The 26,338-nt window shown below is 44.7% G+C and carries 22 protein-coding genes and 3 tRNA genes; 20 read left to right on the top strand and 5 right to left on the bottom strand.

All coding sequences use genetic code 11. The features are described from left to right. Nucleotides 1–82: 82 nt before the first annotated feature. From trkA to hflX, 5 genes are all read left to right on the top strand, one after another. Nucleotides 83–1,462 (top strand): Trk system potassium transporter TrkA, encoded by a 1,380-nt coding sequence (gene trkA, locus ABJ081_10355; protein ID MEP6357073.1) that lies wholly within the window; start codon nucleotides 83–85, stop codon nucleotides 1,460–1,462. Nucleotides 1,463–1,468: 6 nt separating this feature from the next. Beyond that, nucleotides 1,469–2,926, top strand: coding sequence for a potassium transporter TrkG (locus ABJ081_10350; protein MEP6357072.1), 1,458 nt, complete (start codon nucleotides 1,469–1,471; stop codon nucleotides 2,924–2,926). 52 nt (nucleotides 2,927–2,978) lie between these two features. After that, on the top strand, nucleotides 2,979–3,836 hold the full coding sequence (locus ABJ081_10345) for a D-amino-acid transaminase (protein ID MEP6357071.1): 858 nt from the start codon (nucleotides 2,979–2,981) through the stop codon (nucleotides 3,834–3,836). Between the two features lie 139 nt (nucleotides 3,837–3,975). Further along, nucleotides 3,976–4,212 (top strand): RNA chaperone Hfq, encoded by a 237-nt coding sequence (gene hfq / locus ABJ081_10340; protein MEP6357070.1) that lies wholly within the window; start codon nucleotides 3,976–3,978, stop codon nucleotides 4,210–4,212. Nucleotides 4,213–4,260: 48 nt separating this feature from the next. After that, nucleotides 4,261–5,631 (top strand): GTPase HflX, encoded by a 1,371-nt coding sequence (hflX, locus tag ABJ081_10335; protein MEP6357069.1) that lies wholly within the window; start codon nucleotides 4,261–4,263, stop codon nucleotides 5,629–5,631. A 7-nt stretch (nucleotides 5,632–5,638) separates the two neighbouring features. Here the strand turns inward: hflX and mazG are convergent, their stop codons facing one another. The 5 genes from mazG to ABJ081_10310 all read right to left on the bottom strand — a co-directional run bounded on the left by mazG (nucleotide 5,639) and on the right by ABJ081_10310 (nucleotide 10,576). After that, nucleotides 5,639–6,487 carry a nucleoside triphosphate pyrophosphohydrolase gene (mazG, locus tag ABJ081_10330; protein MEP6357068.1) on the bottom strand — a complete coding sequence of 283 codons (849 nt, stop codon included), beginning with the start codon at nucleotides 6,485–6,487 and terminating at the stop codon, nucleotides 5,639–5,641. 63 nt (nucleotides 6,488–6,550) lie between these two features. Next, nucleotides 6,551–7,768 carry a CoA transferase gene (locus ABJ081_10325; protein MEP6357067.1) on the bottom strand — a complete coding sequence of 406 codons (1,218 nt, stop codon included), beginning with the start codon at nucleotides 7,766–7,768 and terminating at the stop codon, nucleotides 6,551–6,553. Further along, entirely contained in the window at nucleotides 7,765–8,541 is a 777-nt protein-coding gene (locus ABJ081_10320; protein ID MEP6357066.1) for an enoyl-CoA hydratase, read from the bottom strand. Before ABJ081_10320 ends, ABJ081_10325 begins: the two co-directional genes overlap by 4 nt. Nucleotides 8,542–8,691: 150 nt before the next feature. Further along, the gene (gene glnA, locus ABJ081_10315) at nucleotides 8,692–10,101 is read right to left on the bottom strand and encodes a type I glutamate--ammonia ligase (GenBank protein MEP6357065.1); all 1,410 of its coding nucleotides are present in this window, start codon (nucleotides 10,099–10,101) and stop codon (nucleotides 8,692–8,694) included. A gap of 136 nt (nucleotides 10,102–10,237) precedes the next feature. After that, a complete protein-coding gene (locus ABJ081_10310) occupies nucleotides 10,238–10,576 on the bottom strand; it encodes a P-II family nitrogen regulator (GenBank protein MEP6357064.1) in 339 nt (112 codons plus the stop codon). 522 nt (nucleotides 10,577–11,098) lie between these two features. Here ABJ081_10310 and ABJ081_10305 point away from each other — a divergent pair. From ABJ081_10305 to nuoG, 15 genes are all read left to right on the top strand, one after another. Next, nucleotides 11,099–11,183: transfer RNA gene (locus ABJ081_10305), tRNA-Leu, on the top strand. A gap of 151 nt (nucleotides 11,184–11,334) precedes the next feature. Beyond that, nucleotides 11,335–12,678, top strand: a complete 1,344-nt coding sequence (tig, locus tag ABJ081_10300) for a trigger factor (GenBank protein ID MEP6357063.1) — start codon at nucleotides 11,335–11,337, stop codon at nucleotides 12,676–12,678. A 252-nt stretch (nucleotides 12,679–12,930) separates the two neighbouring features. Continuing rightward, complete coding sequence (locus tag ABJ081_10295; protein ID MEP6357062.1) at nucleotides 12,931–13,554, top strand: ATP-dependent Clp protease proteolytic subunit; 624 nt, start codon at nucleotides 12,931–12,933, stop codon at nucleotides 13,552–13,554. A 171-nt stretch (nucleotides 13,555–13,725) separates the two neighbouring features. Next, nucleotides 13,726–14,994, top strand: coding sequence for an ATP-dependent Clp protease ATP-binding subunit ClpX (gene clpX, locus ABJ081_10290; protein MEP6357061.1), 1,269 nt, complete (start codon nucleotides 13,726–13,728; stop codon nucleotides 14,992–14,994). Nucleotides 14,995–15,186: 192 nt separating this feature from the next. After that, nucleotides 15,187–17,598 (top strand): endopeptidase La, encoded by a 2,412-nt coding sequence (gene lon, locus ABJ081_10285; GenBank protein ID MEP6357060.1) that lies wholly within the window; start codon nucleotides 15,187–15,189, stop codon nucleotides 17,596–17,598. A 94-nt stretch (nucleotides 17,599–17,692) separates the two neighbouring features. Beyond that, entirely contained in the window at nucleotides 17,693–18,058 is a 366-nt protein-coding gene (locus ABJ081_10280; protein ID MEP6357059.1) for an HU family DNA-binding protein, read from the top strand. Nucleotides 18,059–18,227: 169 nt separating this feature from the next. Next, a tRNA-Val gene (locus ABJ081_10275) sits at nucleotides 18,228–18,303 on the top strand. 195 nt (nucleotides 18,304–18,498) lie between these two features. Then, nucleotides 18,499–18,575 (top strand) — tRNA-Asp (locus ABJ081_10270). Between the two features lie 342 nt (nucleotides 18,576–18,917). Then, nucleotides 18,918–19,283, top strand: coding sequence for an NADH-quinone oxidoreductase subunit A (locus tag ABJ081_10265; protein MEP6357058.1), 366 nt, complete (start codon nucleotides 18,918–18,920; stop codon nucleotides 19,281–19,283). 22 nt (nucleotides 19,284–19,305) lie between these two features. Beyond that, complete coding sequence (locus tag ABJ081_10260) at nucleotides 19,306–19,884, top strand: NADH-quinone oxidoreductase subunit B family protein (GenBank protein ID MEP6357057.1); 579 nt, start codon at nucleotides 19,306–19,308, stop codon at nucleotides 19,882–19,884. Between the two features lie 27 nt (nucleotides 19,885–19,911). Further along, entirely contained in the window at nucleotides 19,912–20,526 is a 615-nt protein-coding gene (locus tag ABJ081_10255; GenBank protein ID MEP6357056.1) for an NADH-quinone oxidoreductase subunit C, read from the top strand. 2 nt (nucleotides 20,527–20,528) lie between these two features. Then, the gene (locus ABJ081_10250; GenBank protein MEP6357055.1) at nucleotides 20,529–21,719 is read left to right on the top strand and encodes an NADH-quinone oxidoreductase subunit D; all 1,191 of its coding nucleotides are present in this window, start codon (nucleotides 20,529–20,531) and stop codon (nucleotides 21,717–21,719) included. Further along, complete coding sequence (nuoE, locus tag ABJ081_10245; GenBank protein ID MEP6357054.1) at nucleotides 21,719–22,936, top strand: NADH-quinone oxidoreductase subunit NuoE; 1,218 nt, start codon at nucleotides 21,719–21,721, stop codon at nucleotides 22,934–22,936. The genes ABJ081_10250 and nuoE overlap by 1 nt, the downstream gene beginning before the upstream one ends. 3 nt (nucleotides 22,937–22,939) lie before the next feature. After that, nucleotides 22,940–24,256, top strand: coding sequence for an NADH-quinone oxidoreductase subunit NuoF (gene nuoF, locus ABJ081_10240; protein MEP6357053.1), 1,317 nt, complete (start codon nucleotides 22,940–22,942; stop codon nucleotides 24,254–24,256). Continuing rightward, a complete protein-coding gene (nuoG, locus tag ABJ081_10235; protein MEP6357052.1) occupies nucleotides 24,256–26,334 on the top strand; it encodes an NADH-quinone oxidoreductase subunit NuoG in 2,079 nt (692 codons plus the stop codon). The genes nuoF and nuoG overlap by 1 nt, the downstream gene beginning before the upstream one ends. Nucleotides 26,335–26,338 lie beyond the last annotated feature (4 nt).

Below are 26,338 nucleotides of genomic sequence, written 5' to 3'. Positions count from 1 at the left end.
ATTTAGCTAGAACCTGTTGAATAGAGTAAAGGTTTATATGCTGACCTTTAAATTCTATTAGCATTACGCGGGGCAAATTCTTATGAAAGTGGTTATTTGTGGAGCAGGGCAGGTTGGCTACGGTATTGCTGAGCGCCTCTCATCCGAGGGAAACGATGTAACTGTTGTTGATTCATCTGAAACCTTGATACAGCGCATTCGTGAAACGCTAGATGTGCGCGCTGTTGTTGGTCATGGGGCGCATCCTGATACGTTGCAGCAAGCTGGTGTTGCAGACGCTGATATGTTGATCGCCGTTACCCTCTATGATGAGGTGAATATGGTTGCTTGTCAGGTGGCTCATTCTCTTTTCAAAGTACCTACAAAGATTGCACGCATCCGCGCCCAATCTTATCTCAAATCTCATTGGCACGATTTGTTTTCCCGTGAAAATATGCCGATCGATGTTATTATTTCGCCAGAAGTTGAAGTTGGTGAAATGCTCCTGCGCCGTCTGCAGGTTCCTGGTTCTGATGATACTGTCATGTTCGCAGATGGTAATGTCGCAGTTGTTGGTATTCACTGTAATGAGGATTGTCCCGTTGTAGAGACACCCCTCAGGCAGCTTTCCGAATTATTTCCTAATCTCAATACGGTTGTCGTGGGCATTGTGCGCGGTGATAACCTTTTTGTACCGCGTTCTGATGACAGCTTGTTGGTTGGTGATGTGGTTTATGTGGCAGTGGAGCGAGATCAAATACGTCGTGCACTTGGTATTTTTGGGCATGAAGAGGCGCAAGCAAACAGAGTTATTATTTCGGGTGGTGGTAATATTGGTCTTTATGTTGCTCAAGAAATTGAAGCCAATCAAACCCGCGCAAAGGTCAAAATTATTGAAGCCAATAAAGAACGCGCAATAGCTGTCGCCGATCGCTTGAAGCGAACAGTTGTTTTGAATGGTAGCGCCTTGGAGAAAAATCTGCTGATTGAAGCTGATGCCGGGGATGCAGATATCATGGTGTCACTGACAAACAATGATGAAGTAAATGTATTGTCTTGTGTGATCGCTTCACAACTTGGTTGTAAACGAACAATGGCATTGCTTAATAACCCGGCCTATCCAGGATTAACTCGATCTTTGGGCATCGATTCTTTTATCAATCCAAGACAAGTCACCATGTCCAAGATTTTGCAACACGTGCGTCGTGGACGTATCAGAGCCGTTCATTCAGTACAAAATGGAAAAGCGGAAGCGCTCGAAGCGGAAGCGCTCGAAACATCATCTTTGGTTGGTCGTCCTTTGCGTGATCTGGGGCTTGATGATGGCATTCGTTTTGGCGCGATTTATCGGGATAAACAGGTCATCATACCAAACGGTGACACGCAAATTCAGGCAAAAGACCGCGTTATTATTTTCGCAGAAGCTACGAGCGTCAAACAGGTTGAGCAAATGTTCCGTGTCAGCCTAGACTTTTTTGGGTAACGGAGCATGTCAGGTGTTTTCCGTTTTTCTACTATATGGTTTGCCTTTGCAGGCGTGATCATAGGCTTATGTGCCTTAATTGGTAAAGAATCTGGGCCAGAGTATGAAAATCTGATCCTGTCGTTCATCATCTTACAAATAAGCGTATGCTTGTTTTTTGCCTTCCGCATCAAGGACGTATCAATCAACCGAGCTGAAGGTTGTATCTTACTTGTTATATTATGGGTTATCTTACCTTTGCCCATTGGTATATTTATGATGCAATCAATAGGTTTATCCTTTGTAGATGCTTATTTCGAGGCGACATCCGCTTTAACCACGACAGGTGCAACAATTCTGTCGTCTTATGAAAATATTCCAAATTCAGTTCTGTTTATAAGAGGCATGACACAATGGCTTGGTGGACTGCTCACGCTTATGGGGGTTTTCTCGATAATGGCGCCGGCTGGTTTGGGTGGTTTGCCGAAGAAAAATTCGGCCTTTATCAATAGCGAGAATAAAAACTCACAACGCACACAACGCTTAGCGAGTAACAAAGTCATTTTAAGTTATATCGCTTTGTCTGCAATTTGCTTTATCTCTTTAAATATCAGCCAAGTTCCGATTCAGGATTCATTTTTATTGGCTCTTGCAACTGTATCGTCGGGTGGATTTGTTTTCTCTGATACGCCTGTTTCTGAAATAGGTAACGGTTTTACACCGTTCGCATTGATGATCTTTATGGTTTTGGCAGGTAGCAGTATCATATGGCAGGGGTATTTTTTGTCATGGCGCAAGGACCTCTTGAAGAGTCACAGAGAAACCTACTTTTATTTTTTAGCCATACTAGGTCTTGGTTTCGTGTTTTCTCTGACCTTCTTTGAACGGGCGGGCTCTGTTAGCGTTTTGACGCCTTTTGAGGCTTTGGTTGAGGGTGCTTTTACAGCTGTTTCGCTTATCAGTACAACTGGATTTGAAATCCGCAATAGTAGTTTTAGTGTCTTGCCTGCGACCTTGATGATTATGGTCGTTTTGATAGGTGGATGTTCGTTTTCCACAGCCGGTGGCATGTCTTTTTATCGTCTAGGTGCTATGTTGGTACACTCACTAAAAGATTTGAAAAAACTGGTCTATCCAAACAGTGTTCATCGATCAAGTTTTGGGTCGCAAACGTTCGAAACTGGTTTGGCTAAATCCGTTTGGACATATTTTTTTCTAGTTACGATGACTATAATGTTGGGTACTATGTTTCTAGCGCTCCGGCTCGATACATTTGAAGCCTCTTTGATTGCTAGCATTGCAGCATTTTCAAATATAGGATCATTTTATGCCACTGGTTGGAATGAGACGGGGCAGTGGGTGCCTTTTAAAGACATGGATGCCGAATCTAAGTTTGCCTTATGTGTATTAATGACCCTTGGCCGTTTACATATTGTGGCCCTACTAATTGCCTTCAATCGTACTTATTGGCAGCAATCACGTTAAAATTTAAGATCAGGTGGCACCAAGTCTGTACTGACTAATATTGGAGTAAACAATGAGCCGTATTGCATATGTAAATGGATATTATGTATCCCATCTTGATGCCGCTGTTCATGTTGAAGATCGCGGATATCAATTTGCAGATGGCATTTATGAAGTGTGCGAAGTCCGAGACAGTAATTTAATTGATGTTAAAGGGCACCTTGATCGTTTGGAGCGCTCAGCCAGTGAACTGGATATGAATATGGCTTTAGGTCGCCGTCAGCTTGAGTTTGTGATGGGTGAAATTTGCACCCGCAATAAAGTGCGTGACGGGTTAATTTATATACAAATGACAAGAGGTGTCGCTCCACGCAATCATCTATTTCCTGATGCTGATACACCTTGCTCGATCGTTCTTACAGCTCGCTCAACACCTCGTGCAGTATCTGAAGCAAATGCAACTCATGGAGTATCGGTTATAACGGTGCCCGATAATCGCTGGGATCGCGTTGATATTAAAACAACCTCTTTGCTACCTAATGTTATGGCTAAACAAAAAGCGAAGGATGCTGGTGCGTTTGAGGCTTGGTTTGTTGATGATGATGGGCTAATCACCGAAGGCACATCGACCAATGTATGGATCGTGACACATGATAATGTTCTCGTGACACGTGATGCAAGCAAAGGGATTCTTAAAGGAATCACTCGTGAAGGTGTGCTCATGACCGCTGAGCGCTTGCAGCTCAAAGTAGAAGAGCGCCGCTTTAGTGTAGTCGAGGCTCAAAACGCGAAAGAATCTTTTATTACTGCGGCGACAACGGTGGTTGTTCCTGTAGTGAAAATTGATGGAAAAATTGTGGGTGAGGGAACGCCTGGGGAAATATCACAAAAAGTGCGCACTTATTTTCACAAATATACTGCGCCGCAATAAACAACTAATTTTTGATCTTGTTTAATGTCACGGCTTATGCCAGCCTGACATTGTACTATTATTACAAGATACTTATATAAAGATTATATCAAACTGATTGTTACAAAAATAAGATGTATCAATAAGGGCAAAAAGAAGAATGGCAGAACGCTCACAAAATTTACAAGACACTTTTCTCAATACTATACGTAAAACAAAAATACCCGTGACTGTTTTCCTCGTTAATGGGGTAAAGCTACAGGGAGTTGTGACTTGGTTTGACAATTTTTGCTTGCTGTTGCGCCGTGATGGGCATTCGCAAATGGTTTATAAACACGCTATTTCAACGATTATGCCGTTGCAACCTTTGCAAATGTTTGAAAATGAAGAAGAATAACTTGTCATATCGTTGGCAATTTTCATTTTCGACTAAAAGAGGTTGCGTTTGAGCGCTCCTATATCCACCGAAACGCCAAAAACGCGATGTGCTGTTTTTGTCCCTGTTGTGGGATATTCTTCCACGCAACGGATGAATGCAATCGACGTGCGACCAAGGAATAACGGCATAAGCCATATCCGCGCACCACATGCACAGCTTGAAGAGGCTTGCGGTCTGGCTGAGGCCATCAATCTCGACATCGTGCTCACAGATATAACTCGTGTGGCAACTTTTAAACCTGCGACGCTTTATGGCGGTGGCAAGGTTGATGAGATGCATGGCGCTTTGAAAATGCATGAGGTCGATGTGACACTTGTCGACCATCCACTCACACCAGTTCAACAGCGAAACCTCGAACGTGCATGGAATACGAAGGTGTTGGATAGAACGGGTATGATTCTCGAAATATTTGGCGCTCGAGCACAAACAAAAGAGGGGCGGCTACAGGTCGATCTGGCAGCGCTTCGCTATCAACGTGGCCGACTTGTGCGTTCATGGACGCACCTTGAAAGACAAAGAGGCGGCGCTGGTTTTCTTGGTGGCCCTGGTGAAACGCAAATTGAGTCTGACAGGCGCGAACTACAGATGAAAATTGAGCGGCTGGAAAAACAACTCGAAGAGGTCCGCCGCACGCGCTCATTGCATCGTAAACAACGCAAGAAACGCGAAATTCCAATCATCGCTTTCGTTGGCTACACGAATGCGGGCAAATCGACACTTTTCAATAAGATGACGAAAGCTAATGTCTTAGCAAAAGACCTTTTGTTTGCCACGCTTGACCCAACCTTGCGGCGCATTGAATTGCCACAAGGGACTGTGGCTGTGATGTCTGATACTGTGGGTTTCATTTCAAATTTGCCGACCGATCTTGTCGCCGCATTCCGCTCAACCCTTGAAGAAGTGCTAGAGGCAGATGTTATCGTACATGTGCGCGATATTTCACATGATGACACACACGCACAGGCTGATGATGTGGTGGGTGTTCTTCAAGATTTGGGACTGGATATCAACGATAGTGATGAGCTTTCATTAGCTGGTACACATTATATGGAAGTGTGGAATAAAGTTGATTTGCTTTCGCCAGAAAGACAAGATGAGGTTAAAGCGCTCATTGACGAGCGCGATGTTTCTCCAACATGCATCACATCTGCCACGACAGGTGAAGGTATTGAAAATTTGTTGGTGCATCTTGAGGCTTTTTTGAACTCAGGGCAAAAAACACGAACAGTCACATTAAAAGACGCGGCACTTGGCAAAATGCATTTTGCTTATGAACTTGGTACGGTTTTAGATCGCAAAAATACAGATGAAGGACATGTTATTCTCAAGGTGCGCTCGGCTCGATGGCATGAATTAAACCATCATCTTGATTTGTAATTGAAAATCATTTTTTTGCATTTTTAGCTGCTTGCCAAAGCGCTTCCATCTCCTCCAAAGTCGCATTTTCCAAAGTTTTATTCTTCTTGTTCAGTGCGTTTTCGATAAAATTGAACCGTTTAATGAATTTTGAATTTGTCGAATTAAGCGCGACTTCAGGATCGATTTTTAAATGGCGCGCGAGATTTACGGCAACGAACAAAATATCTCCCATTTCATCAAGCTGCTGCTCATTAGAATCATCTTTAGCGCATTCAGCTTCGAGTTCCGCAAATTCTTCGCGTAGTTTATCAAAGACGAGATCAATGTTGTTCCAGTCAAATCCGACAGTAGATGCGCGCTTTTGTAATTTCATCGCATGAGTGAGAGCAGGCAATGTATTTGGTACACTATCAAGGAGTAGGGAAGAATTTGATTTTTCATGCGCACTTTTTGTTGCTTCTTTCTCTGCGCGCTCTATCGTTTTGATGCGCTCCCAATCACCTTCTTTCATGCCGCTTTCGCGTTGTTCATTTGTGCCAAAAACATGAGGGTGGCGGCGTATCATTTTTTTGGTGATTGACTTAACAACATCCTCAAAATTAAAAGCACCACGTTCACTCGCCATTTCTGCGTGATAGACAACCTGTAAAAGAAGGTCACCCAGTTCATCGCAAAGATCGTTCATGTCATCACGTTCAATCGCGTCTTTGACTTCATAAGCTTCTTCGATTGTGTAGGGAACGATGGTTTTGAAGGTCTGTATTATGTCCTGCGGGCATCCAGTTTCAGGATCTCGAAGCCTGCCCATAATTTCAAGCAATCGAGCTATATCGCCTGAAGGCTCAAGGTCGCGGTAATCATCATCTATGCTCATGGTTTTACTCAATCAGATCATTGTTTATCATTCTTATATCGAAATATAAGATGGCATGTAGCTTTACGCCTTAGTCTCATTGAGAGTGACGATCTTTTCAATCTCGTCATTACTGTAACCAAGTTCAATTAAGACCTCACGGGTATGCTGTCCAAGCAATGGAGCAGGGCGGGTGACCCCGCCGGGAGTTTGCGAGAATTTGACCGGCAACCCAATCGCACTGGTTTTACCAACGATAGGATGCTCGGTTGTTTCTATCATGTTGCGGGCAAGTGTTTGCGGGTCGCGGTGCATTTCTTGAATGCTTGATACAGGACCGGCAGGAAAACCACCTTCTTCAAGCATGGATAACCACTCAGTGGATGATTTTTGCCTAAAAATAACGTTTAAAGCTTCTTCAAGTTCGCCACGATGCGACATGCGATCAGCATTGGTCAAAAACCGCGAGTCTTTTTTCAAGAAATCGGCATCAATCAAATCAATCAAACGTTCCCAGTTTTTTTGATTAGCGGCCCCCAGTGTTATCCAGCCATCAGCTGTTTGAAATGCCTGGTAAGGGGCATTCAAAGGATGCGCAGAACCCATGGGGCCCGGTGAGGTTTGGGTGGCAAGTGCAATAGCAGATTGCCAATAGGTATGCGTGATGGCCGCTTCATAGAGGGATGTATCGATAAATTGGCCCTCGCCAGTGGTTGTACGATGATGCAGCGCGGCACATACGCCCATTGCACCTAATATACCTGCTGTGGTGTCAGATACAGGTGCGCCGACTTTAACAGGAGGGCGACCTTCACCTTCGCCAGTAATAGCCATTAAACCAGACATGCCTTGAGCAATCAGATCAAAACCACCACGATCCGCATAAGGACCAGTTTGTCCGAATCCAGAAATTGCCACATAGATCAGGCCAGGGTTTGTTTTTTTGAGGACGTCATAGCCAAGGCCTAGTTTTTCCATCGTGCCTTTGCGATAATTTTCGATCACAACGTCAGCGTCACTCAAGAGACGTTTGAGTGCATTGATGCCTTCCGGTGTCTTCAAATTGAGCGTGATACCCCGTTTGTTACGGTTCATCATCATATAAGCGGCGCTTTCGCCGTTTACATCAGGTGGAACCATGCGTCGGGTGTCATCACCGCTTGGTTTTTCCACCTTAATAAGATCAGCACCCATATCAGCCAACATCAAACCGCAAACTGGCCCTGCCATAATGTGTGCAAGTTCAATGACGCGTAGGCCTGCGAGTGGGCCTTTTGGCTTTTCACCATGTGCTTGGTTCATTTGCCTTTCCATTCCGGTTTACGTTTGGCGAGAAACGCTTCCATACCTTCTTTGAAGTCATCGCTCATGTAGGTATCAACGATGATATCGCTGCCGTCAGCATCAGGGCCATCCATGCGTAATCGTCTAAGACCTTCTTTCGTCGCTTGTAAGGTCATCGGGGCATGGGTGCTAAGAAGTGCTGCCAGCTCAAACGCGCGTTGTCGCACGCTCTCGGCATCTTCTAGCACCTCGCTCACCAGTCCAATGAGGTGCGCCTCCTCATGGCCTATCAAACGTGCTGTGAAGAGTATCTCACGTAACTTTCCCATGCCTATGAGAGTGCCAAGACGATTGAGATTGCCGATTGAGAGGCAATTGCCAAGGGTTCTTGCAATGGGAAACCCAAATTTCAACCGTTGGTCGCATATGCGTATATCACAAGCTGCTGCAATGGCAGCGCCACCGCCGGTGCATGCTCCGGTGACCGCCGCGATTGTGGGGATTGGACATTTTTCAATGTCACCCAAGACACCATCCATGCGTGCTTCATAGTCAAGTGCATCTTGAGGTGTTGTGAAAGCGCGGAACTGGGTCATATCTGTGCCAGCAGCAAAAGCTTTATCACCTGCACCACAGATCACCAGCGCTTTTATAGGTCCGCCAGCGACAGTGTCGCGGCAGATTTTAGCTAGTCCTTCATACATTTCAAAGGTGAGGGCATTGCGCGCTTGCGGACGATTAAGGGTGGCATGACCAATATCGTCCCGAATTTCATATAAAATATCACTCATATCGGGTGATGTTACTTCTCAATTACAAATATACAAGTGTCTTCATATTAGCCGTAATTGTTGCGGCCAAAAAAAAGGGCGCTTCGATGAAGAAGCGCCCAGTCTGCGGACCATCATAAGGGGGGATGGCCCGTAATTTTTTCAGTTTCCTTAAACTGAGTAGTAGAGATCGAATTCTACTGGGTGTGGTGTGTGCTCATAAATGGTGTTTTCTTCCCATTTAAGTTCCATGTAAGCGTTGATTTGATCAACGTCGAATACGTCACCAGCAGTAAGGAAGTCATGATCTGCTTCAAGGCTATCGAGAGCTTCACGCAAGGAGCCACAAACTGTTGGGATCTCAGCAAGTTCAGCTGGTGGTAGATCATAGAGATCTTTATCCATCGCTTCGCCTGGGTGAATTTTGTTCTTGATGCCATCAAGGCCAGCCATAAGCATTGCAGAAAATGCAAGATATGGGTTGGCTGTTGGATCAGGGAAGCGCACTTCAACGCGTTTCGCTTTCGGGTTGTTGCCGTAAGGAATACGACAAGAAGCCGAACGGTTACGAGCGGAATAAGCAAGAAGTACTGGTGCTTCATAACCCGGGATCAAACGCTTGTATGAGTTTGTGGATGGGTTTGTGAAAGCATTCAATGCTTTTGCGTGCTTGATGATACCACCAATGTAGAACAAGCAGCTTTCTGAAAGACCTGCATATTCAGAACCTGCAAAAGTCGGCTCGCCGCCTTTCCAGATAGACTGGTGAACGTGCATGCCTGTACCATTGTCACCCATGACTGGTTTAGGCATGAATGTTGCCGTTTTGCCGTAAGCGTGGGCTACGTTGTGAATGCAGTATTTGTAAAGCTGTAGGTGGTCAGCAACTGTTGTCAGTGTGCGGAATTTCATGCCAAGTTCGTGTTGAGCTGCCGCCACTTCGTGGTGGTGCTTTTCAATCTCGACGCCCATCTCACCCATAACGGAGAGCATTTCGCCGCGAATGTCTTGACCTGAATCAATTGGGTTTACTGGGAAGTAGCCGCCTTTAGTGCGTGGACGGTGGCCCATGTTGCCCGCTTCGTAATCTGAATCCATGTTTGATGGAAGTTCGACTGAATCGAGTTCAAAGCCTGTTTTATAGGGATCTGTTGAGAATTTTACATCATCGAAGATGAAAAACTCAGCTTCAGGGCCCATGAAAACTGAATCGCCTGCGCCTGATGATTTAACATAAGCTTCTGCTTTTTTGGCTGTCATGCGTGGGTCGCGGTTATAGCCTTCGCCACTGTCTGGTTCCAAAATGTCACAAAATACTGACAATGTTGATTGAGCGTAAAAAGGGTCCATTGTTACCGTTTCAACGTCAGGCATCATTACCATGTCGGATTCATTGATAGCTTTCCAGCCCGCAATTGATGATCCATCGAACATAACGCCATCAGCGAACATGTCTTCATCAACGCAAGATGTATGCATGGTCACATGCTGCATTTTGCCACGTGGGTCCGTGAAGCGTAGATCCAAATATTGAATGTCATCGTCTTTGATGGTTTTTAATACATCGTTTGCTGTTGTCATAAGTTCAGTCCTCAGTACTTTTGTTTTACCTGTCTCGCTTAATTATGCGATCTAGGGAGATTAAATAAACCACACTCGTCCGAAAGGAAATGGTGATTCTGCACAATTTGCAGGCATGATTAGTGTCTGCACATTTTTAAATAGCTTCTTCGCCGGTTTCTCCAGTCCGAATACGAATTACTTCATCGATTGTAGAAACAAAAATTTTGCCATCGCCAATACGTCCGGTTTGCGCTGCGCTGCGGATAGCCTCCACTGTGCGTTCCAGATCTTCATCTTTAATCACCACATCAATTTTCACCTTAGGTAAAAAATCAACGACATATTCGGCGCCCCGATAAAGCTCTGTGTGGCCTTTTTGACGCCCAAAACCTTTGGCTTCTGTTACAGTTATACCTTGTATGCCAACATCCTGCATCGCTTCTTTTACTTCATCGAGTTTGAATGGCTTGATAATGGCTTCAATTTTTTTCATTGGTTATTAGCCTCCGCGTGACCCACTTTTTATAATTCTATATTTTTTATGTTTAGCAAATCGATGATTGATTATTGTTTTGATTGCTCGCAATTTCATCATCTATAAGCACAAGGCATGCCACTTTTAACTTTTAAGCAATAAATCTTCAGAGTAGATGTAACTGCTCATTTATTAGGTATTTTCTTTTTTAAAAAATAATCATCCCTGACCTATTGCCTAAATCATAAGCAATTGTATAGCCTATACAATGGGCAATTGCATAGATTGTGTGCATATATTAATTGTGAGATTTCTAGTTTTGTTGTGTTGGTAGCAAATACAGGGGCGGCTTATCATTGTTTCTCGCTTCGGATTAATTGCGAACTTTCCGCTAATTGCGAGATAAATCATCATAAGAATGCGTTAAGTTTCAAAATCTGCCACGTTTTTTATTGACCCCACCGCGCGGGGTGTTATAGAGGCGCTTGAATTTTGGAATTATGGCGTATTTGGCCATATTCGATATTTTACGCCAAAACAGCGGGCGTGGTGAAATTGGTAGACACGCCAGATTTAGGTTCTGGTGTCGCAAGACGTGGGGGTTCAAGTCCCTCCGCCCGCACCAGCTCTCCCGGTTATGTGATCATAACCATAAGCGAGAGCTACACCACAGGTCGACTTCATGTTGACTTTTTGAAAGTAAGATTTCGGCATTCCTTGAATTATGATGGGTAGGGCAAGACCGCAACCCTGAAGACTTAATAAGGAAACAGACGATGCAAGTCACAGAAAAGCTCTCCGAAGGCCTCAAGCGCGAGCTACAAATCACTATTCCTGCAAAAGAGCTGGAAACGAAACTGATGGACCGCATGGTGGATCTTAAAGATAAGGTTCGCATCAACGGCTTTCGTCCGGGCAAAGTTCCACTGTCACACATCAAAAAAACCTATGGCCGCTCTATCATGGCTGAGATTGTCCAAGAAACTGTAACAAAAAGCAGTGAGGAAACATTGGAAGAGCGCGGTGAACGCGCTGCCATGCAACCTCAGCTTGATATGACAGAAGATGAAAATGAAGCTAACCAGATACTGGATGGTAAAAAAGACCTCGATATTACGATGTCATATGAAATTATGCCAAGTTTCGAAGTTGGTGATTTGTCCGGTTTGAAAATTGAAAAGCCCGTAGCCGAAGTTGCTGAAGAAGAGGTGATGGCTGAAATTACTAAAATTGGCGAACAAAGTCGTCCTTTTGAAGAGAAAAAAGGCAAAGCCAAAGACGGTGATCGTATTACCATGTCTTATCTAGGCAAGATTGATGGCGAAGCATTTGAGGGCGGCGCAGACGAAAATGGACAGCTTGTTTTGGGCTCAGGTCAGTTTATTCCAGGCTTTGAAGAACAGCTTATAGGCAAAAAAGCTGGCGATGAATCTGTTGTTAAAGTTACCTTCCCAGAAGAATATCAAGCAGCACACCTTGCCGGTAAAGAAGCTCATTTTGATATTGTTGTTAAAGAAGTGGCCAAACCGGGCGAGCTTGTAATTGATGATGAGTTTGCGAAAAATCTCGGTTTAGAATCTTTAGAGAAACTCAAAGAAATATTCACTACTCAAGTTGGCAATCAATATGAGGGCGCAGGTCGTCAAAAAGTAAAACGTCAGTTACTCGATCAGCTTGATGAGAAATACGACTTTGAATTACCGCCAACCATGTTGGAGCAGGAATTTCAGGGCATTTGGGATCAAGTGATGAAAGATCTCGAAGAGTCTAAAAAGACTTTTGCAGATGAAGACACGACTGAAGAAGAAGCACGCGCAGAATATATGAAAATTGCTGAGCGCCGCGTGCGCCTTGGTCTCGTGCTTGCTGAAATTGGTGATAAAAATAAAATACAGGTTACCGATGAAGAAATGCGCCATGCTGTTTTACAGCAAGCGCAGCAGTATCCTGGACAAGAAAAAGAAATTTTTGAATATTTTCAAAAGAATCCAGAGCAACTCGCTGGGATTCGCGCCCCTATATTTGAAGAAAAAGTCGTCGATTATATTCTTGAGCTTGCCACTGTGACTGAGAAAAAAGTCTCTAAAGAGGAAATTCTCGCCCAAGACGAAGACGAATAAAGACAGCTTGTCTTGTATTTCAGATTTTCGAGTTCCATATGGAATTAAGGTTAAGCTGAGAATATCGTTGTAAATTTTGTAGATGTGATGCTTTTTGAAGTTCACGAAAACAAAATGCATTCCTAGTATCGAGTATTGAAGTTTTTGTGCAAAGGCAGTCATTTAGACTGCCTTTGTTAACTTCAACTTGCTCTAATGCGTACGATTCGCAAAAGCAACTAAGGCAGATTAAGAGCCGCGGCAGGAGAAAAAATGAATAACCCGATCGATACTTATATGAATTTAGTACCTATGGTGGTCGAGCAGACAAACCGTGGTGAGCGAGCTTATGATATTTTCTCGCGCCTGTTGAAAGAGCGGATTATTTTTATTGCTGGACCCGTTGAAGATGGCATGGCCACTCTTGTCTGCGCACAGCTTTTGTTTCTTGAGGCTGAGAATCCTAAAAAGGAAATCTCGCTTTATATTAATTCGCCAGGCGGCGTTGTGACGTCAGGCATGGCGATTTATGACACGATGCAGTTTATTCGTCCTAAAGTTTCCACACTTTGTTTTGGGCAGGCAGCTTCTATGGGCTCGCTGCTTCTTGCTGCAGGTGAACCTGGCATGCGCTATTCATTGCCCAATGCTCGCATTATGGTTCATCAGCCATCTGGTGGATTCCAAGGGCAGGCGTCAGATATCGAGCGCCATGCACAAGATATTGTGAAATTGAAGAAACGCCTCAATGATGTATATGTGAAACATACAGGTCAAAAATACGATACTGTTGAGAGCACTTTGGACCGCGATCACTTTATGACGGCGCAAGAATCACTTGAGTTTGGGTTAATAGATCAGGTCTTTGACAGCCGCGCTCCAGTGGAAGATGATTAAGGAATAAAGATTAAATTAGCGAAAAATAACGATAGTTAAAGGCAATCAGCGCATATAGAATTTCTTTTTCTTGCGTTAAGCTCTCTTGAAGTCTTTGTGTTTATGGTATTTCGTTAGGTTTATAAATTTTACCTCCTATTTATAAGTGGAGGAATTTAGAAGGATAGTAGAATGAGCAAAACTAGCGGATCTGGCGACACAAAAAATACGCTCTATTGTTCCTTCTGTGGCAAAAGCCAACATGAAGTTAGAAAGCTAATTGCTGGACCCAATGTTTTCATCTGTGATGAATGCGTTGAGCTGTGTATGGATATTATCCGTGAAGAGAATAAATCTTCACTCGTTAAATCCACAGAAGGTGTTCCAACTCCGCAAGAAATTTGTGACGTTCTCGATGATTATGTGATCGGCCAGTATCATGCAAAACGTGTACTCGCTGTTGCTGTGCATAATCACTATAAGCGCCTCAACCATGCATCTAAAAATGAAGATGTTGAATTGGCGAAATCTAATATCCTTCTGATTGGGCCGACAGGTTGTGGTAAAACACTGCTTGCTCAAACATTAGCGCGCATCATTGATGTGCCTTTCACGATGGCTGATGCAACGACGCTGACAGAGGCAGGTTATGTCGGTGAAGATGTTGAGAATATCATTTTGAAGCTTCTTCAAGCTGCTGATTATAACGTTGAACGCGCTCAACGTGGCATCGTTTATATTGATGAGATTGATAAAATTTCACGCAAATCTGACAATCCTTCGATTACTCGCGATGTGTCGGGTGAGGGTGTGCAGCAAGCTTTGTTGAAAATTATGGAAGGCACAGTTGCCAGTGTCCCGCCACAAGGTGGACGCAAGCATCCGCAACAAGAATTCCTGCAAGTTGATACGGCCAACATCCTATTTATTTCAGGTGGTGCTTTTGCGGGCCTTGATAAGATCATTGCTGACAGAGGCGAGGCTACATCAATCGGCTTTAATGCACATGTTGCTGCTGAAGATGATCGTCGTATCGGTGATTTGTTCCGCAGTGTTGAACCTGAAGATCTATTGAAGTTTGGCCTTATTCCTGAATTCGTTGGTCGTTTGCCTGTTCTTGCAACATTGGAAGACCTTGATGAGGATGCGCTTATAATGATTTTGTCAGAGCCTAAAAATGCTCTCGTAAAACAATATCAACGCCTCTTTGAGATGGAAAATGTTGAATTGACATTCAATGACGACGCTTTGAAAGCGATTGCTTTAAAAGCGATTGAGCGCAAAACAGGCGCTCGTGGATTGCGTTCGATTATGGAAACCATTCTTCTTGACACAATGTATGACCTACCAGGTCTTGATGGTGTTGATGAAGTTGTGATTTCAGGTGATGTTGTCGATGGTGATGCAAAACCGCTTTATATTTATAGCGAACGCACAGAAGACACCGGCACTGGTGCTTAAATAATTACCTAGATTTATGTTTTTTCTCTGGCGATCATTGATTTGATCGTCAGATACGTCCTTGACGATGTTCTTCGTGGATACCATGTAGTAATTAGGTGTATTGGCTTGGATTGTTACGGCAAATCGCGCACATTACTTACTAATTCTATTTAGGGGCTATGAAATGAGCTCCGCAAGAAAGGACTACGAATGACCAAAGATAATATCGGTCTTTCATCAGAAGAGAATGTTTACCCGTTGCTTCCGCTGCGCGATATCGTTGTTTTTCCTCATATGATCGTTCCATTGTTTGTTGGTCGAGAAAAATCAATTAGTGCGCTTGAAGAGGTCATGCAGGCAGATAAGCAAATCCTTCTTGCTACACAAATTAATTCAAGCGATGACGATCCAAAACCTGAAGCCATCTATCCTGTGGGGACTATTGCTTCTGTTCTTCAGCTTTTGAAATTACCTGATGGCACTGTGAAGGTTCTTGTTGAAGGCAAAGAGCGTGCAGAGATCCAGCAATATACGGACCGCGAAGAGTATTATGAAGCGCAGGCCATGACGCTGGACGAGGAACTTGGTGATCCAGCTGAAGTCGAGGCTTTATCCCGCTCAGTAATCACTGAGTTTGAAAGTTATGTAAAACTCAATAAGAAGCTTTCTCCTGAGATCATCAGTGCTGTTGGTCAAATAGAAGACTATGCAAAGCTCGCTGATACAGTGGCCTCTCATCTTGCGATCAAAATTGCTGAAAAACAGGAAATTTTAAGTTTCACGAGTGTTATTCAGCGACTTGAGCATGTGCTTGGCTTGATGGAGAGCGAAATTTCTGTTCTGCAGATTGAAAAACGCATCCGTTCACGCGTGAAGCGTCAGATGGAAAAAACGCAGCGCGAATATTATTTGAATGAACAAATGAAAGCCATTCAAAAAGAGCTGGGTGAGGGTGAAGACGGCAAAGATGAGCTGCAAGAGCTTGAAGATAAAATTGCCAAAACCAAATTTTCAAAAGAAGCTCGCGATAAAGCCACAGCTGAACTCAAGAAATTACGTCATATGAGTCCAATGTCTGCTGAAGCGACTGTGGTGCGTAATTATCTTGATTGGTTGCTTGGTATTCCATGGAGCGCTAAATCAAAGGTCAAAACCGATCTTGCCTATTCGGAAGAGGTTTTAGACGCTGATCATTATGGTCTTGAAAAAGTAAAAGAACGGATTCTTGAATATCTAGCAGTACAGACGCGCGCAAAAAAATTGAAAGGTCCGATTATATGCTTGGTTGGACCTCCAGGTGTTGGGAAAACATCGCTTGGCAAATCAATTGCCAAAGCAACAGGACGCGAGTTTGTTCGCATGTCGCTTGGTGGTGTCAGGGATGAATCAGAGGTTAGGGGCCATAGGCGCACCTATATTGGTTCGATGCCTGGTAAGGTTATTCAATCAATGAAAAAAGCGAAGAAGTCGAATCCACTTTTCCTTCTCGATGAAATTGATAAAATGGGTATGGACTTTAGAGGTGATCCATCTTCTGCTCTACTCGAAGTTCTTGATCCTGAGCAAAACTCTTCCTTTGGTGATCACTACCTTGAGGTCGACTACGATCTGTCCAATGTCATGTTTTTGACGACAGCCAATACACTAAATATCCCCGGTCCCTTGATGGATCGTATGGAGATTATTCGTATCGCTGGTTATACAGAGCAAGAAAAACTTGAAATTGCTAAACGCCATTTGATACCTGAAGCCATTAAAGATCACTCTTTGAAAAAAAGTGAGTTTTCAATTGATGATGAAGCTCTCTTGATGGCAATCCAGCGCTATACTCGAGAAGCAGGTGTGCGTAATTTGAAGCGTGAGATGGCTAAGCTGACACGTAAAGTGCTCAAAGAAATCATCTCAGGCAACAAGACGAGTATTGATGTTACGGTAGATAACATCGAAGAATTCCTAGGCGTTCCGAAATACCGTCACGGTGAAGCTGAAGGTGAAGATCAAGTCGGCGTTGTGACTGGTCTTGCTTGGACTGAAGTTGGTGGTGAGCTACTGACTATCGAAGGTGTCATGATGCCTGGTAAGGGCAAGATGACTGTCACTGGTAACTTAAAAGATGTGATGAAAGAATCAATTTCTGCAGCCGCGTCTTATGTGCGCTCAAGAGCAGTTGATTTTGGTGTTGAACCACCACTATTTGACCGTCGTGACGTTCATGTGCATGTGCCAGAAGGGGCGACGCCAAAAGACGGGCCGTCGGCTGGTATTGCTATGGCAACAGCTATTGTTTCCATGATGACAGGCATTAAAGTCTCAAAAGAGATTGCCATGACAGGCGAAGTAACTTTACGTGGCACTGTTTTGCCCATTGGTGGATTGAAAGAGAAGCTTCTTGCGGCTCTTCGCGGCGGCATTAAGAAGGTGCTAATCCCTGAAGAGAACGCGAAAGACCTTGCTGATATTCCTGAGAGCATAAAGGATGGTTTGGAGATTGTTCCTGTTTCTATGATGGATGAGGTTTTAGAACATGCTTTACTTGAAAAGCTGGAGCCTATTGAATGGACTGAACCTGACCCGAATCAAAAAATTGATGATGATGCCGAGCTCGCTCTGACGGCTCATTAGAAAAATCTAAAATAAAACCCAGTCCTTAATAGCCTGGGTTTTTTGATTTTTGATTGTTTTATATGAAAACTTTATAAAATAATCTGAAAACCCTATAGATAGCCTTGTTTTTATAACCGACTCCGATAATTGTCAGTCACCAGATAATTTTGCTTTATATAGAAGAAAAATAAGGATTAATCTTATGAACAAGAACGAGCTTATAGCCGCAGTTGCTGAAAAAACTAATACAACTAAAGGGGCTTCTGGAGAAGTTGTGGAGGCGACATTTGAAGCTATCGCTAGCGCGCTAAAATCAGGTGATGAAGTTAAGATCCTTGGTTTTGGTAACTTTAGTGTAACACAACGTGCTGCGACAACTGGACGTAACCCACGTACGGGTGAGTCGATTCAAATTAAAGCGTCTAAATCGCCAAAATTTAAAGCTGGCAAAGGCTTGAAAGACGCGATCAACGGCTAAGCTATTTAAATATTATAAATTTAAAGACGGGACTTCATATCTGAAGTCTCGTTTTTTTATGTTTTATTTGATTTAGATATTCTTCATTGTCTTTTTGTTGAATATTTCATCTTCAAAACATATAAAGTTGTTGCGTCAAGGTTGTGTTCGCGCTATCTCCATCGCGGTTGGGTGGTTAGCTCAGTTGGTAGAGCATCTCGTTTACACCGAGAGGGTCAGGAGTTCGAGCCTCTTACCACCCACCATTTTCTCAAATTTCAATTTTTCTGCTGCTTTATGTGGCATGAATTGTGATATTCGCAGCGTTATATTCGGCCGATATAAATTTACCATTTTTGCAATCTGTATTATTTTTACAATAAGGCAGAAGTCGACGCTTGACTTGACGCTGTGCATCCCTTAACCCACTCAAACACACCGTTCATCGGTGTGTAAAATGCGCGGGTGTAGCTCAGTTGGTTAGAGTGCCGGCCTGTCACGCCGGAGGTCGCGGGTTCGAGTCCCGTCACTCGCGCCATTTTTTCATATTTTAAATCAGATTTGAGAAAATGGCGCATTAAATGAGTAATAAGCTCGTAACCCAGTATATTATAACTTTCCCCATTCTTTCGAAATTTAGGACCAAGTGTTTTGTTTCGTGGTAATATATGAAATCTGAAAATGAGACTTGTCGCTGATGGGATTTAAACGCTATATTTCTGATACAATTTGTGGGCATTTCTGATCTTGATGCTCAATCTGACATTCTACTCAATTGCCCTCTTGACGATTCCTCTTTGCGGGCGTAGTCCAAGTTTAACTTATTTGAATTGAGATAATTATTAGCAAGCTATGCTAATGGCTATGAAGGAAGCGGATGATGGAACAACTCCTTTCTGAATATTTACCGATTATTGTTTTTATCGGCATTTGTCTGGGAATTGGAATTGCGCTTCTTATTGCCCCCTTTGTTGTTGCCTATAAAGCACCAGACACAGAAAAACTTTCAGCATATGAGTGTGGCTTTAATGCTTTTGATGATGCGCGCATGAAATTTGATGTGCGCTTTTATCTGGTTGCTATTTTATTTATTATTTTTGATCTGGAAGTAGCCTTTCTTTTTCCTTGGGCAGTCGCCTTTTCAGATCTTGGTTGGTTTGGTTTTAATTCAATGATGATCTTCCTTGGTATCTTGACGATCGGTTTTATCTACGAATGGAAAAAGGGGGCACTTGAGTGGGATTAAACCACTTAGGAGATATAAAGATATGGCAATGACAGATACATCCCCTTTGATCGCTGAAAAGCCAAAAGGCATTATTGACCCCAATACCGGCAAGCTGGTTGGGGCAACTGATCCTTTCTTCGTTGAAGTTGACAACGAGCTGGCTGACAAAGGCTTTTTAGTTACAAGCACAGATGATCTTATAAATTGGGCGAGAACTGGCTCTTTGATGTGGATGACATTTGGTCTTGCGTGTTGCGCTGTTGAAATGATGCAAATGTCGATGCCGCGTTATGATGCTGAACGCTTTGGCTTTGCGCCTCGGGCTTCCCCACGACAATCCGATGTGATGATTGTTGCTGGAACGCTGACGAACAAAATGGCGCCAGCCTTGCGCAAGGTTTATGACCAGATGCCTGAGCCACGTTATGTGATCTCAATGGGCTCATGTGCGAATGGCGGCGGTTATTATCACTATTCATATTCGGTTGTGCGCGGTTGTGATCGTGTGGTTCCGGTGGATATCTATGTGCCAGGCTGTCCGCCTACCGCTGAAGCTCTTCTTTATGGTGTACTTTTGCTGCAAAAGAAGATTAGACGCACAGGAACAATTGAAAGATAAGAGACCCAATCGGGGGAATTCGTTAATATGACCATTGAAGTCGACCAAGGGCTGGATGAACTAGCTGAATATTTACGTTTGTCATTAGGTGACAAGCTGGATGATGCTGTGATTGCCTTTGACGAATTGACCTTAAGGGTAAGCGCGGACAGTATTTTAGATGTCTTGCGTTTTTTGCGTGATGACGGACAATCCATGTTTGTCAATCTAACCGACATCTGCGGCGTTGATTGGCCAGGTAGGGGGCGACGTTTTGATGTGGTCTATCATCTACTGTCGCCCAAACAAAACGCACGCGTTCGAGTCAAAATTCAAGCCAGCGAAGAAACATTAGTTCCATCAGTAACGAGCGTTTTTCCTGGAGCCGACTGGTTTGAACGTGAAGCATATGACATGTATGGGATTTTGTTCACAGGACATCCTGATTTGCGCCGCCTGCTAACAGACTATGGTTTTGAAGGGTATCCATTACGAAAAGACTTTCCGACCACAGGTTATGTCGAAGTGCGTTATGACGATAAAGCTAAACGGGTTGTCTATGAACCAGTCAAACTTGCACAGGAATTTAGAAATTTTGATTTTGAATCCCCTTGGGAAGGCACAGAATATGAGTTGCCCGGCGATGAGAAGGCGACGCAGTAGATATGGCTGAATCACAGGTAAGAAATTTCAACATCAACTTCGGTCCGCAGCATCCGGCAGCGCATGGTGTTTTGCGCCTTGTGCTCGAACTTGATGGTGAAGTGGTTGAACGCGTTGATCCGCATATCGGACTTTTGCATCGCGGCACAGAAAAGCTAATCGAATCGAAAACCTACATGCAGGCGATTCCTTATTTCGATCGGCTTGATTATGTCGCGCCGATGAATCAAGAGCACGCCTATGCGTTGGCGATTGAAAAAATGATAGGCATCACTGTGCCATATCGTGGCCAGCTTATCCGTGTTCTATATTCTGAGATTGGGCGTATTCTTTCACACCTTCTCAATGTCACGACACAGGCTATGGATGTTGGCGCTCTAACACCGCCGCTATGGGGCTTTGAAGAGCGTGAAAAGCTTATGGTGTTTTATGAGCGTGCCTCTGGTGCTCGTATGCACTCAGCCTATGTGCGCCCCGGCGGTGTTCATCAAGATTTGCCGCAAGAGCTGATTGATGACATTGGCGCATGGTGTGATCCGTTTTTGGAAACCTGCGATGATATTGAAAGCCTTTTGACAGAAAACCGCATTTTCAAACAGCGTAATGTTGATATTGGCTATGTGTCATTGGATGATGCGTGGAAGTGGGGCTTTTCTGGTGTCATGGTGCGCGGTTCTGGTGCGCCATGGGATTTGCGTAAATCGCAGCCCTATGAATGTTATGCGGATTTAGATTTCAAAATACCAATTGGCAAAAATGGCGACAATTATGATCGCTATGTCATCCGCATGGAAGAAATGCGTGAATCTGTGAAAATCATGAAACAGTGTGTTGAGCTTTTGTCCGGTCAAAAAGGTAAAACGCCGATCTCGTCAAAAGATGGCAAGGTTGTGCCGCCAAAACGCCCTGAGATGAAAAAATCGATGGAGAGTCTGATCCATCACTTCAAACTCTATACCGAGGGATATAGCGTTCCCGAAGGTGAGGTCTATGCGGCCGTTGAAGCGCCAAAGGGTGAGTTTGGGGTTTATCTTGTGTCTGATGGCTCAAACAGGCCTTATCGCTGCAAAATTAAAGCGCCGGGCTTTGCGCATTTGCAAGCCATGGATTTCCTGTGTCGTGGTCATATGTTGGCTGATGTCTCTGCCGTTCTTGGTTCATTGGATATCGTTTTTGGTGAGGTGGATCGCTAATGTCTGTTCGTCGTATCGCAAAAGAACAACCTGATAGTTTTGTTTTTGACAAAGCTAATCTTGCATGGGCAAAAAAGCAGATCGCAAAATACCCTAAAGGGAAACAAGCCTCTGCTGTAATTCCACTTTTATGGCGGGCGCAAGAACAGCATGAAGGTTGGTTGCCTGAGCCTGCTATGCGCTATGTAGCTGAAATGCTGGATATGCCTTTCATTCGTGTGATGGAAGTTGCGACTTTCTATACAATGTATCAGCTGAAGCCTGTGGGTTCTGTGGCACACATTCAAGTATGTGGCACAACGCCTTGCATGTTGCGCGGCTCAGAAGACATCATTGCTGTATGTAAGAGCCGTATTTCACCGAATCAACACGAAGTAACGACTGACGGAAAATACTCATGGGAAGAGGTTGAGTGTCTTGGTGCTTGTGTGAATGCGCCGATGGTTCAAATTTTCAAAGATGCCTTTGAAGATTTGACGCCTGAGACATTTGAAAAAATGCTAGATGATATGGATGCTGGTCGTCCCGTTAAACCAGGGCCGCAGATGGACCGCCATTTGTCAGTCAATGAAGGCGGACGGACGCAACTTTTTGATGACAGCATGGATTATGGTCAAGCCGCTGACCCTCATATCCCGCCTTATGTGATGAGCGGTAATGCAGCCATGATTAAGAGCGATGCAGGTGATTTTGGTGCTGCCAATGATGCAGGACCTGTTCGCCGCAAGAAGGTGACAGCGAAAGCTACACCCAAGAAAGCGGCGACCAAAAAGCCTGCTGCGAAAAAGCCTGTGGCGAAGAAAGCAGTAGCCGTTAAGAAGCCGGCTGCCGTGAAAAAACCGACAGCAGCACAATTGAAAAAAGAAGAAGCCGCAGCCAGCGCGAAACTCGCAAGCCTTCCTAAAGGGGCTAGCGCAGAAGATAAAGCCAATGCTGTGGGTAAGAAGCCTCGTGGCTTACCAAAAGCACGCAAGAGCGGTGCAGATGACTTGAAGTTGATTAAAGGGGTTGGTCCGGGGATTGAGGGTAAGCTCAATGCTCAAGGCATTTTCCATTTTGATCAGATTGCTAAATGGGCACGGCCTGAAATTTTGTGGTTTGATACATTTTTGTCTTTCAAAGGTCGTATCGACCGCGATGACTGGATCAAACAAGCTGGTACATTAGCGGCCGGTGGCGCGACTGAGTTTTCTAAGCGTGCAGGGAAAGGGAAATAAATCATGCAAGCCTTTCTTGAAGATAAAGACCGGATTTTTACCAACATTCATGGCTTCCACGACTGGGGTCTTGCTGGCGCACGCGCACGTGGCCAATGGGATGGTACAGGCGCGCTTATTAAAAAAGGCCGCGATTGGGTTGTGAATGAAATGAAAGCTTCCGGCCTTCGCGGACGCGGTGGTGCTGGTTTCCCGACTGGCCTTAAATGGTCCTTCATGCCAAAAGAATCCGATGGTCGTCCTCATTATTTGGTCGTTAATGCGGATGAATCAGAGCCGGGCACCTGTAAAGACCGTGAAATCATGCGTCATGATCCTCATACATTGGTTGAGGGTTGCCTGATTGCTGGTTTCGCCATGGGCGCGAATGCCGGTTACATCTATGTGCGGGGTGAATTCATTCGCGAACGTGAACGCCTACAAGCGGCGATTGATCAAGCTTATGATGCAGGCCTTTTGGGCAAAAATGCTGCAAAATCCGGATGGGATTTCGATCTTTATGTTCATCATGGCGCGGGCGCTTATATCTGTGGTGAAGAAACTGCATTGTTAGAGAGCTTAGAAGGCAAAAAAGGGCAGCCGCGTTTGAAACCACCATTTCCTGCAAATGCTGGTCTTTATGGTGCGCCCACAACGGTGAACAATGTTGAATCGATTGCGGTGGCTCCGACAATTCTGCGTCGTGGGGCCGAGTGGTTTTCCTCCTTTGGCGCGGAGAACAATAAAGGCACTAAGCTTTTCTGTGTTTCAGGTCACGTCAATCAGCCAGCAACTTTTGAAGAAGCGATGTCGGTTCCTTTTAAAGAGATGATGGATAAACATTGCGGCGGTATGCGCGGTGGATGGGACAATCTTCTGGCCGTTATTCCTGGTGGATCTTCGGTGCCTTGTGTACCAGCTGAACAGATCATGGATTGCCCGATGGATTTTGACAGCCTGCGCGGGTTGCAGTCTGGTCTTGGGACGGCTGCCGTTATTGTGATGGATAAATCTACTGACATGATCCGAGCGATTGCGCGGCTTGCTTATTTTTATAAGCATGAAAGCTGCGGCCAATGTACACCGTGCCGCGAAGGTACTGGCTGGATGTGGCGTGTTCTCACGCGCATGGCAGAGGGACGCGCTCAAAAAAGAGAAATCGATATGTTGTTAGAGGTGACCAAACAAGTTGAAGGTCACACTATTTGTGCGCTGGGGGATGCTGCGGCTTGGCCTGTTCAAGGTCTTATCCGCCATTTCCGCCCAATGATAGAAGAACGCATCGATCAATATTCACATCGCTCCGATAAAGATGGCGCGGTTATGGAGGCGGCTGAATAATGGGTGACACAGCAAAAATTGTCGTTGACGGCCAAGAGATCGAAGTCCCGAGCCACTTCACCTTGCTGCAAGCATGCGAAGAAGCAGGAGCTGAGGTGCCTCGTTTTTGTTTCCATGATCGCTTATCGGTCGCGGGCAACTGTCGCATGTGCCTGATTGAAGTAAAGGGCGGCCCACCAAAACCTGCTGCTTCTTGTGCTATGGGTGTCAAAGATTTGCGCCCTGGTCCAGAAGGCCAGCCACCTGAGATTTTCACCAAAACACCAATGGTCAAAAAAGCGCGGGAAGGGGTGATGGAATTCCTTCTCATCAACCACCCCCTTGATTGTCCAATTTGCGATCAGGGCGGTGAGTGCGATCTACAAGATCAGGCCATGGCCTATGGTCTTGATGGCTCGCGCTTTGATGAAAACAAACGCGCAGTTGAAGATAAATATATTGGGCCGCTTGTCCGCACAAAAATGACACGTTGCATCCATTGTACGCGCTGTGTCCGTTTTACGACTGAGATTGCCGGCGTTTCTGATTTGGGCCTGATTGGTCGTGGTGAAGACGCTGAAATTACTACTTATCTTGAGGGCGCAATGTCGTCTGAGCTTCAGGGTAATGTTGTGGATCTTTGTCCCGTTGGTGCGTTGACATCGCGGCCTTATCAAGATCAGGCGCGACCTTGGGAACTCAATAAAACTGAAAGCATTGACGTGATGGACGCGCTTGGATCTGCCATTCGCGTTGATACACGTGGGCGCGAAGTGATGCGCATTATGCCGCGTCTCAATGAAGAAATTAATGAGGAATGGATTTCAGATAAAACCCGTTTCATTTGGGATGGTTTGAAAAGCCAACGCCTTGATCAACCTTATGTCAGAAAATCTGGTAAATTAGTGCCTGCAACATGGGCGCAAGCCTTTGCCGCGATTGCGAGAAAGATCAAAGCAACCACAGGCAACAAGATTGGTGCGATTGCTGGTGATCTTGTTGGTGTTGAAGAAATGTATGCAGCAAAAATTCTGCTTAATTCACTTGGCTCCAAAAATGTTGATTGTCGCCAAAATGGTGAGACACTTGATCCATCAAAAGGCCGCGCTGGATATCTGTTTAATTCTACGATTGAAGGCATTGAAGAAGCCGATGCCATTGTTTTAATTGGCACAAATCCACGTAGTGAAGCAGCTCTTGTGAATGCTCGTATTCGCAAAGCATGGCGCGCCTCACAAGGCAAATTGCCAATTGGATTTATTGGTGAGCCTGCCGATTTAACCTATGATGTTTCTTATCTAGGAGCAGGGCCTGACTCTCTCGCTGAACTTGTGAGCGGTAAAGGTGCGTTTGCTTCGAAATTAAAAAGAGCAAAGCGACCACTTATTATTGTTGGCCAAGGGGCTCTTACACGTGCTGATGGCGTTGGCGTACTTGCCAATGCAGCAGCACTTGCGGGTAAAGTTTCTGATGCTTGGAACGGTCTTTCTATTCTTCATACAAGCGCAAGCATGGTTGGCGGTCTTGATATTGGATTTGTGCCTGGCAAAGGAGGCGTTAAAGCCTCTGGTATGGGCAAGCTTGACGTGCTCTTCATGCTTGGTGCTGATGAGATCGATATCACGGGTAATGCGTTTAAGGTTTATATCGGCTCGCACGGTGACAAGGGTGCTAATTCAGCAGATGTTATTTTGCCGGGTGCCGCTTATACTGAAAAATCGGCCATCTATGTGAACACTGAAGGCCGTCCACAAATGACAGGCCGCGCAGCATTTGCTCCAGGTGATGCACGTGAAGACTGGGCGATTTTACGTGCCCTGTCTGAAGTTTTGGGCCAAAACTTACCATTTAACAATTTGAATGAATTGCGATCAAAGCTCTTTGAGGCGCATCCGCACCTTTCAGCATTGGGAGACATTGTTACTGATGATCCAAGTGCCGTGGTCGCGCTTGCCAAAGGAGCAAAGAAGATGAATAAGGCATCTTTTGCACCTGCCGTACTTGATTTTTACCTCACAAACCCGATAGCGCGTGCGTCTAAGGTGATGGCTGATTGTTCAGCACTTGCAGCCAGCCAACGCGCAGAAGCAGCGGAATAGGGGC

This window comes from Hyphomicrobiales bacterium (genome assembly GCA_039989895.1).
Taxonomy (GTDB): Bacteria; Pseudomonadota; Alphaproteobacteria; order Rhizobiales; family JACESI01; genus JACESI01.
The sequence above is the reverse complement of the archived record's forward strand: the minus strand, read 5'-3'. Positions and strand labels throughout refer to the sequence as shown.

What these genes read in the sequence shown, in the direction of transcription:
- trkA (MEP6357073.1), top strand. Translation starts at nt 83, where the DNA reads ATGAAAGTGGTTATTTGTGGAGCAGGGCAGGTTGGCTACGGTATTGCT.
- ABJ081_10350 (MEP6357072.1), top strand. Translation starts at nt 1,469, where the DNA reads ATGTCAGGTGTTTTCCGTTTTTCTACTATATGGTTTGCCTTTGCAGGC.
- ABJ081_10345 (MEP6357071.1), top strand. Translation starts at nt 2,979, where the DNA reads ATGAGCCGTATTGCATATGTAAATGGATATTATGTATCCCATCTTGAT.
- hfq (MEP6357070.1), top strand. Translation starts at nt 3,976, where the DNA reads ATGGCAGAACGCTCACAAAATTTACAAGACACTTTTCTCAATACTATA.
- mazG (MEP6357068.1), bottom strand. Translation starts at nt 6,487, where the DNA reads ATGAGCATAGATGATGATTACCGCGACCTTGAGCCTTCAGGCGATATA.
- ABJ081_10325 (MEP6357067.1), bottom strand. Translation starts at nt 7,768, where the DNA reads ATGAACCAAGCACATGGTGAAAAGCCAAAAGGCCCACTCGCAGGCCTA.
- ABJ081_10320 (MEP6357066.1), bottom strand. Translation starts at nt 8,541, where the DNA reads ATGAGTGATATTTTATATGAAATTCGGGACGATATTGGTCATGCCACC.
- glnA (MEP6357065.1), bottom strand. Translation starts at nt 10,101, where the DNA reads ATGACAACAGCAAACGATGTATTAAAAACCATCAAAGACGATGACATT.
- ABJ081_10310 (MEP6357064.1), bottom strand. Translation starts at nt 10,576, where the DNA reads ATGAAAAAAATTGAAGCCATTATCAAGCCATTCAAACTCGATGAAGTA.
- tig (MEP6357063.1), top strand. Translation starts at nt 11,335, where the DNA reads ATGCAAGTCACAGAAAAGCTCTCCGAAGGCCTCAAGCGCGAGCTACAA.
- ABJ081_10295 (MEP6357062.1), top strand. Translation starts at nt 12,931, where the DNA reads ATGAATAACCCGATCGATACTTATATGAATTTAGTACCTATGGTGGTC.
- clpX (MEP6357061.1), top strand. Translation starts at nt 13,726, where the DNA reads ATGAGCAAAACTAGCGGATCTGGCGACACAAAAAATACGCTCTATTGT.
- lon (MEP6357060.1), top strand. Translation starts at nt 15,187, where the DNA reads ATGACCAAAGATAATATCGGTCTTTCATCAGAAGAGAATGTTTACCCG.
- ABJ081_10265 (MEP6357058.1), top strand. Translation starts at nt 18,918, where the DNA reads ATGGAACAACTCCTTTCTGAATATTTACCGATTATTGTTTTTATCGGC.
- ABJ081_10260 (MEP6357057.1), top strand. Translation starts at nt 19,306, where the DNA reads ATGGCAATGACAGATACATCCCCTTTGATCGCTGAAAAGCCAAAAGGC.
- ABJ081_10255 (MEP6357056.1), top strand. Translation starts at nt 19,912, where the DNA reads ATGACCATTGAAGTCGACCAAGGGCTGGATGAACTAGCTGAATATTTA.
- ABJ081_10250 (MEP6357055.1), top strand. Translation starts at nt 20,529, where the DNA reads ATGGCTGAATCACAGGTAAGAAATTTCAACATCAACTTCGGTCCGCAG.
- nuoE (MEP6357054.1), top strand. Translation starts at nt 21,719, where the DNA reads ATGTCTGTTCGTCGTATCGCAAAAGAACAACCTGATAGTTTTGTTTTT.
- nuoF (MEP6357053.1), top strand. Translation starts at nt 22,940, where the DNA reads ATGCAAGCCTTTCTTGAAGATAAAGACCGGATTTTTACCAACATTCAT.
- nuoG (MEP6357052.1), top strand. Translation starts at nt 24,256, where the DNA reads ATGGGTGACACAGCAAAAATTGTCGTTGACGGCCAAGAGATCGAAGTC.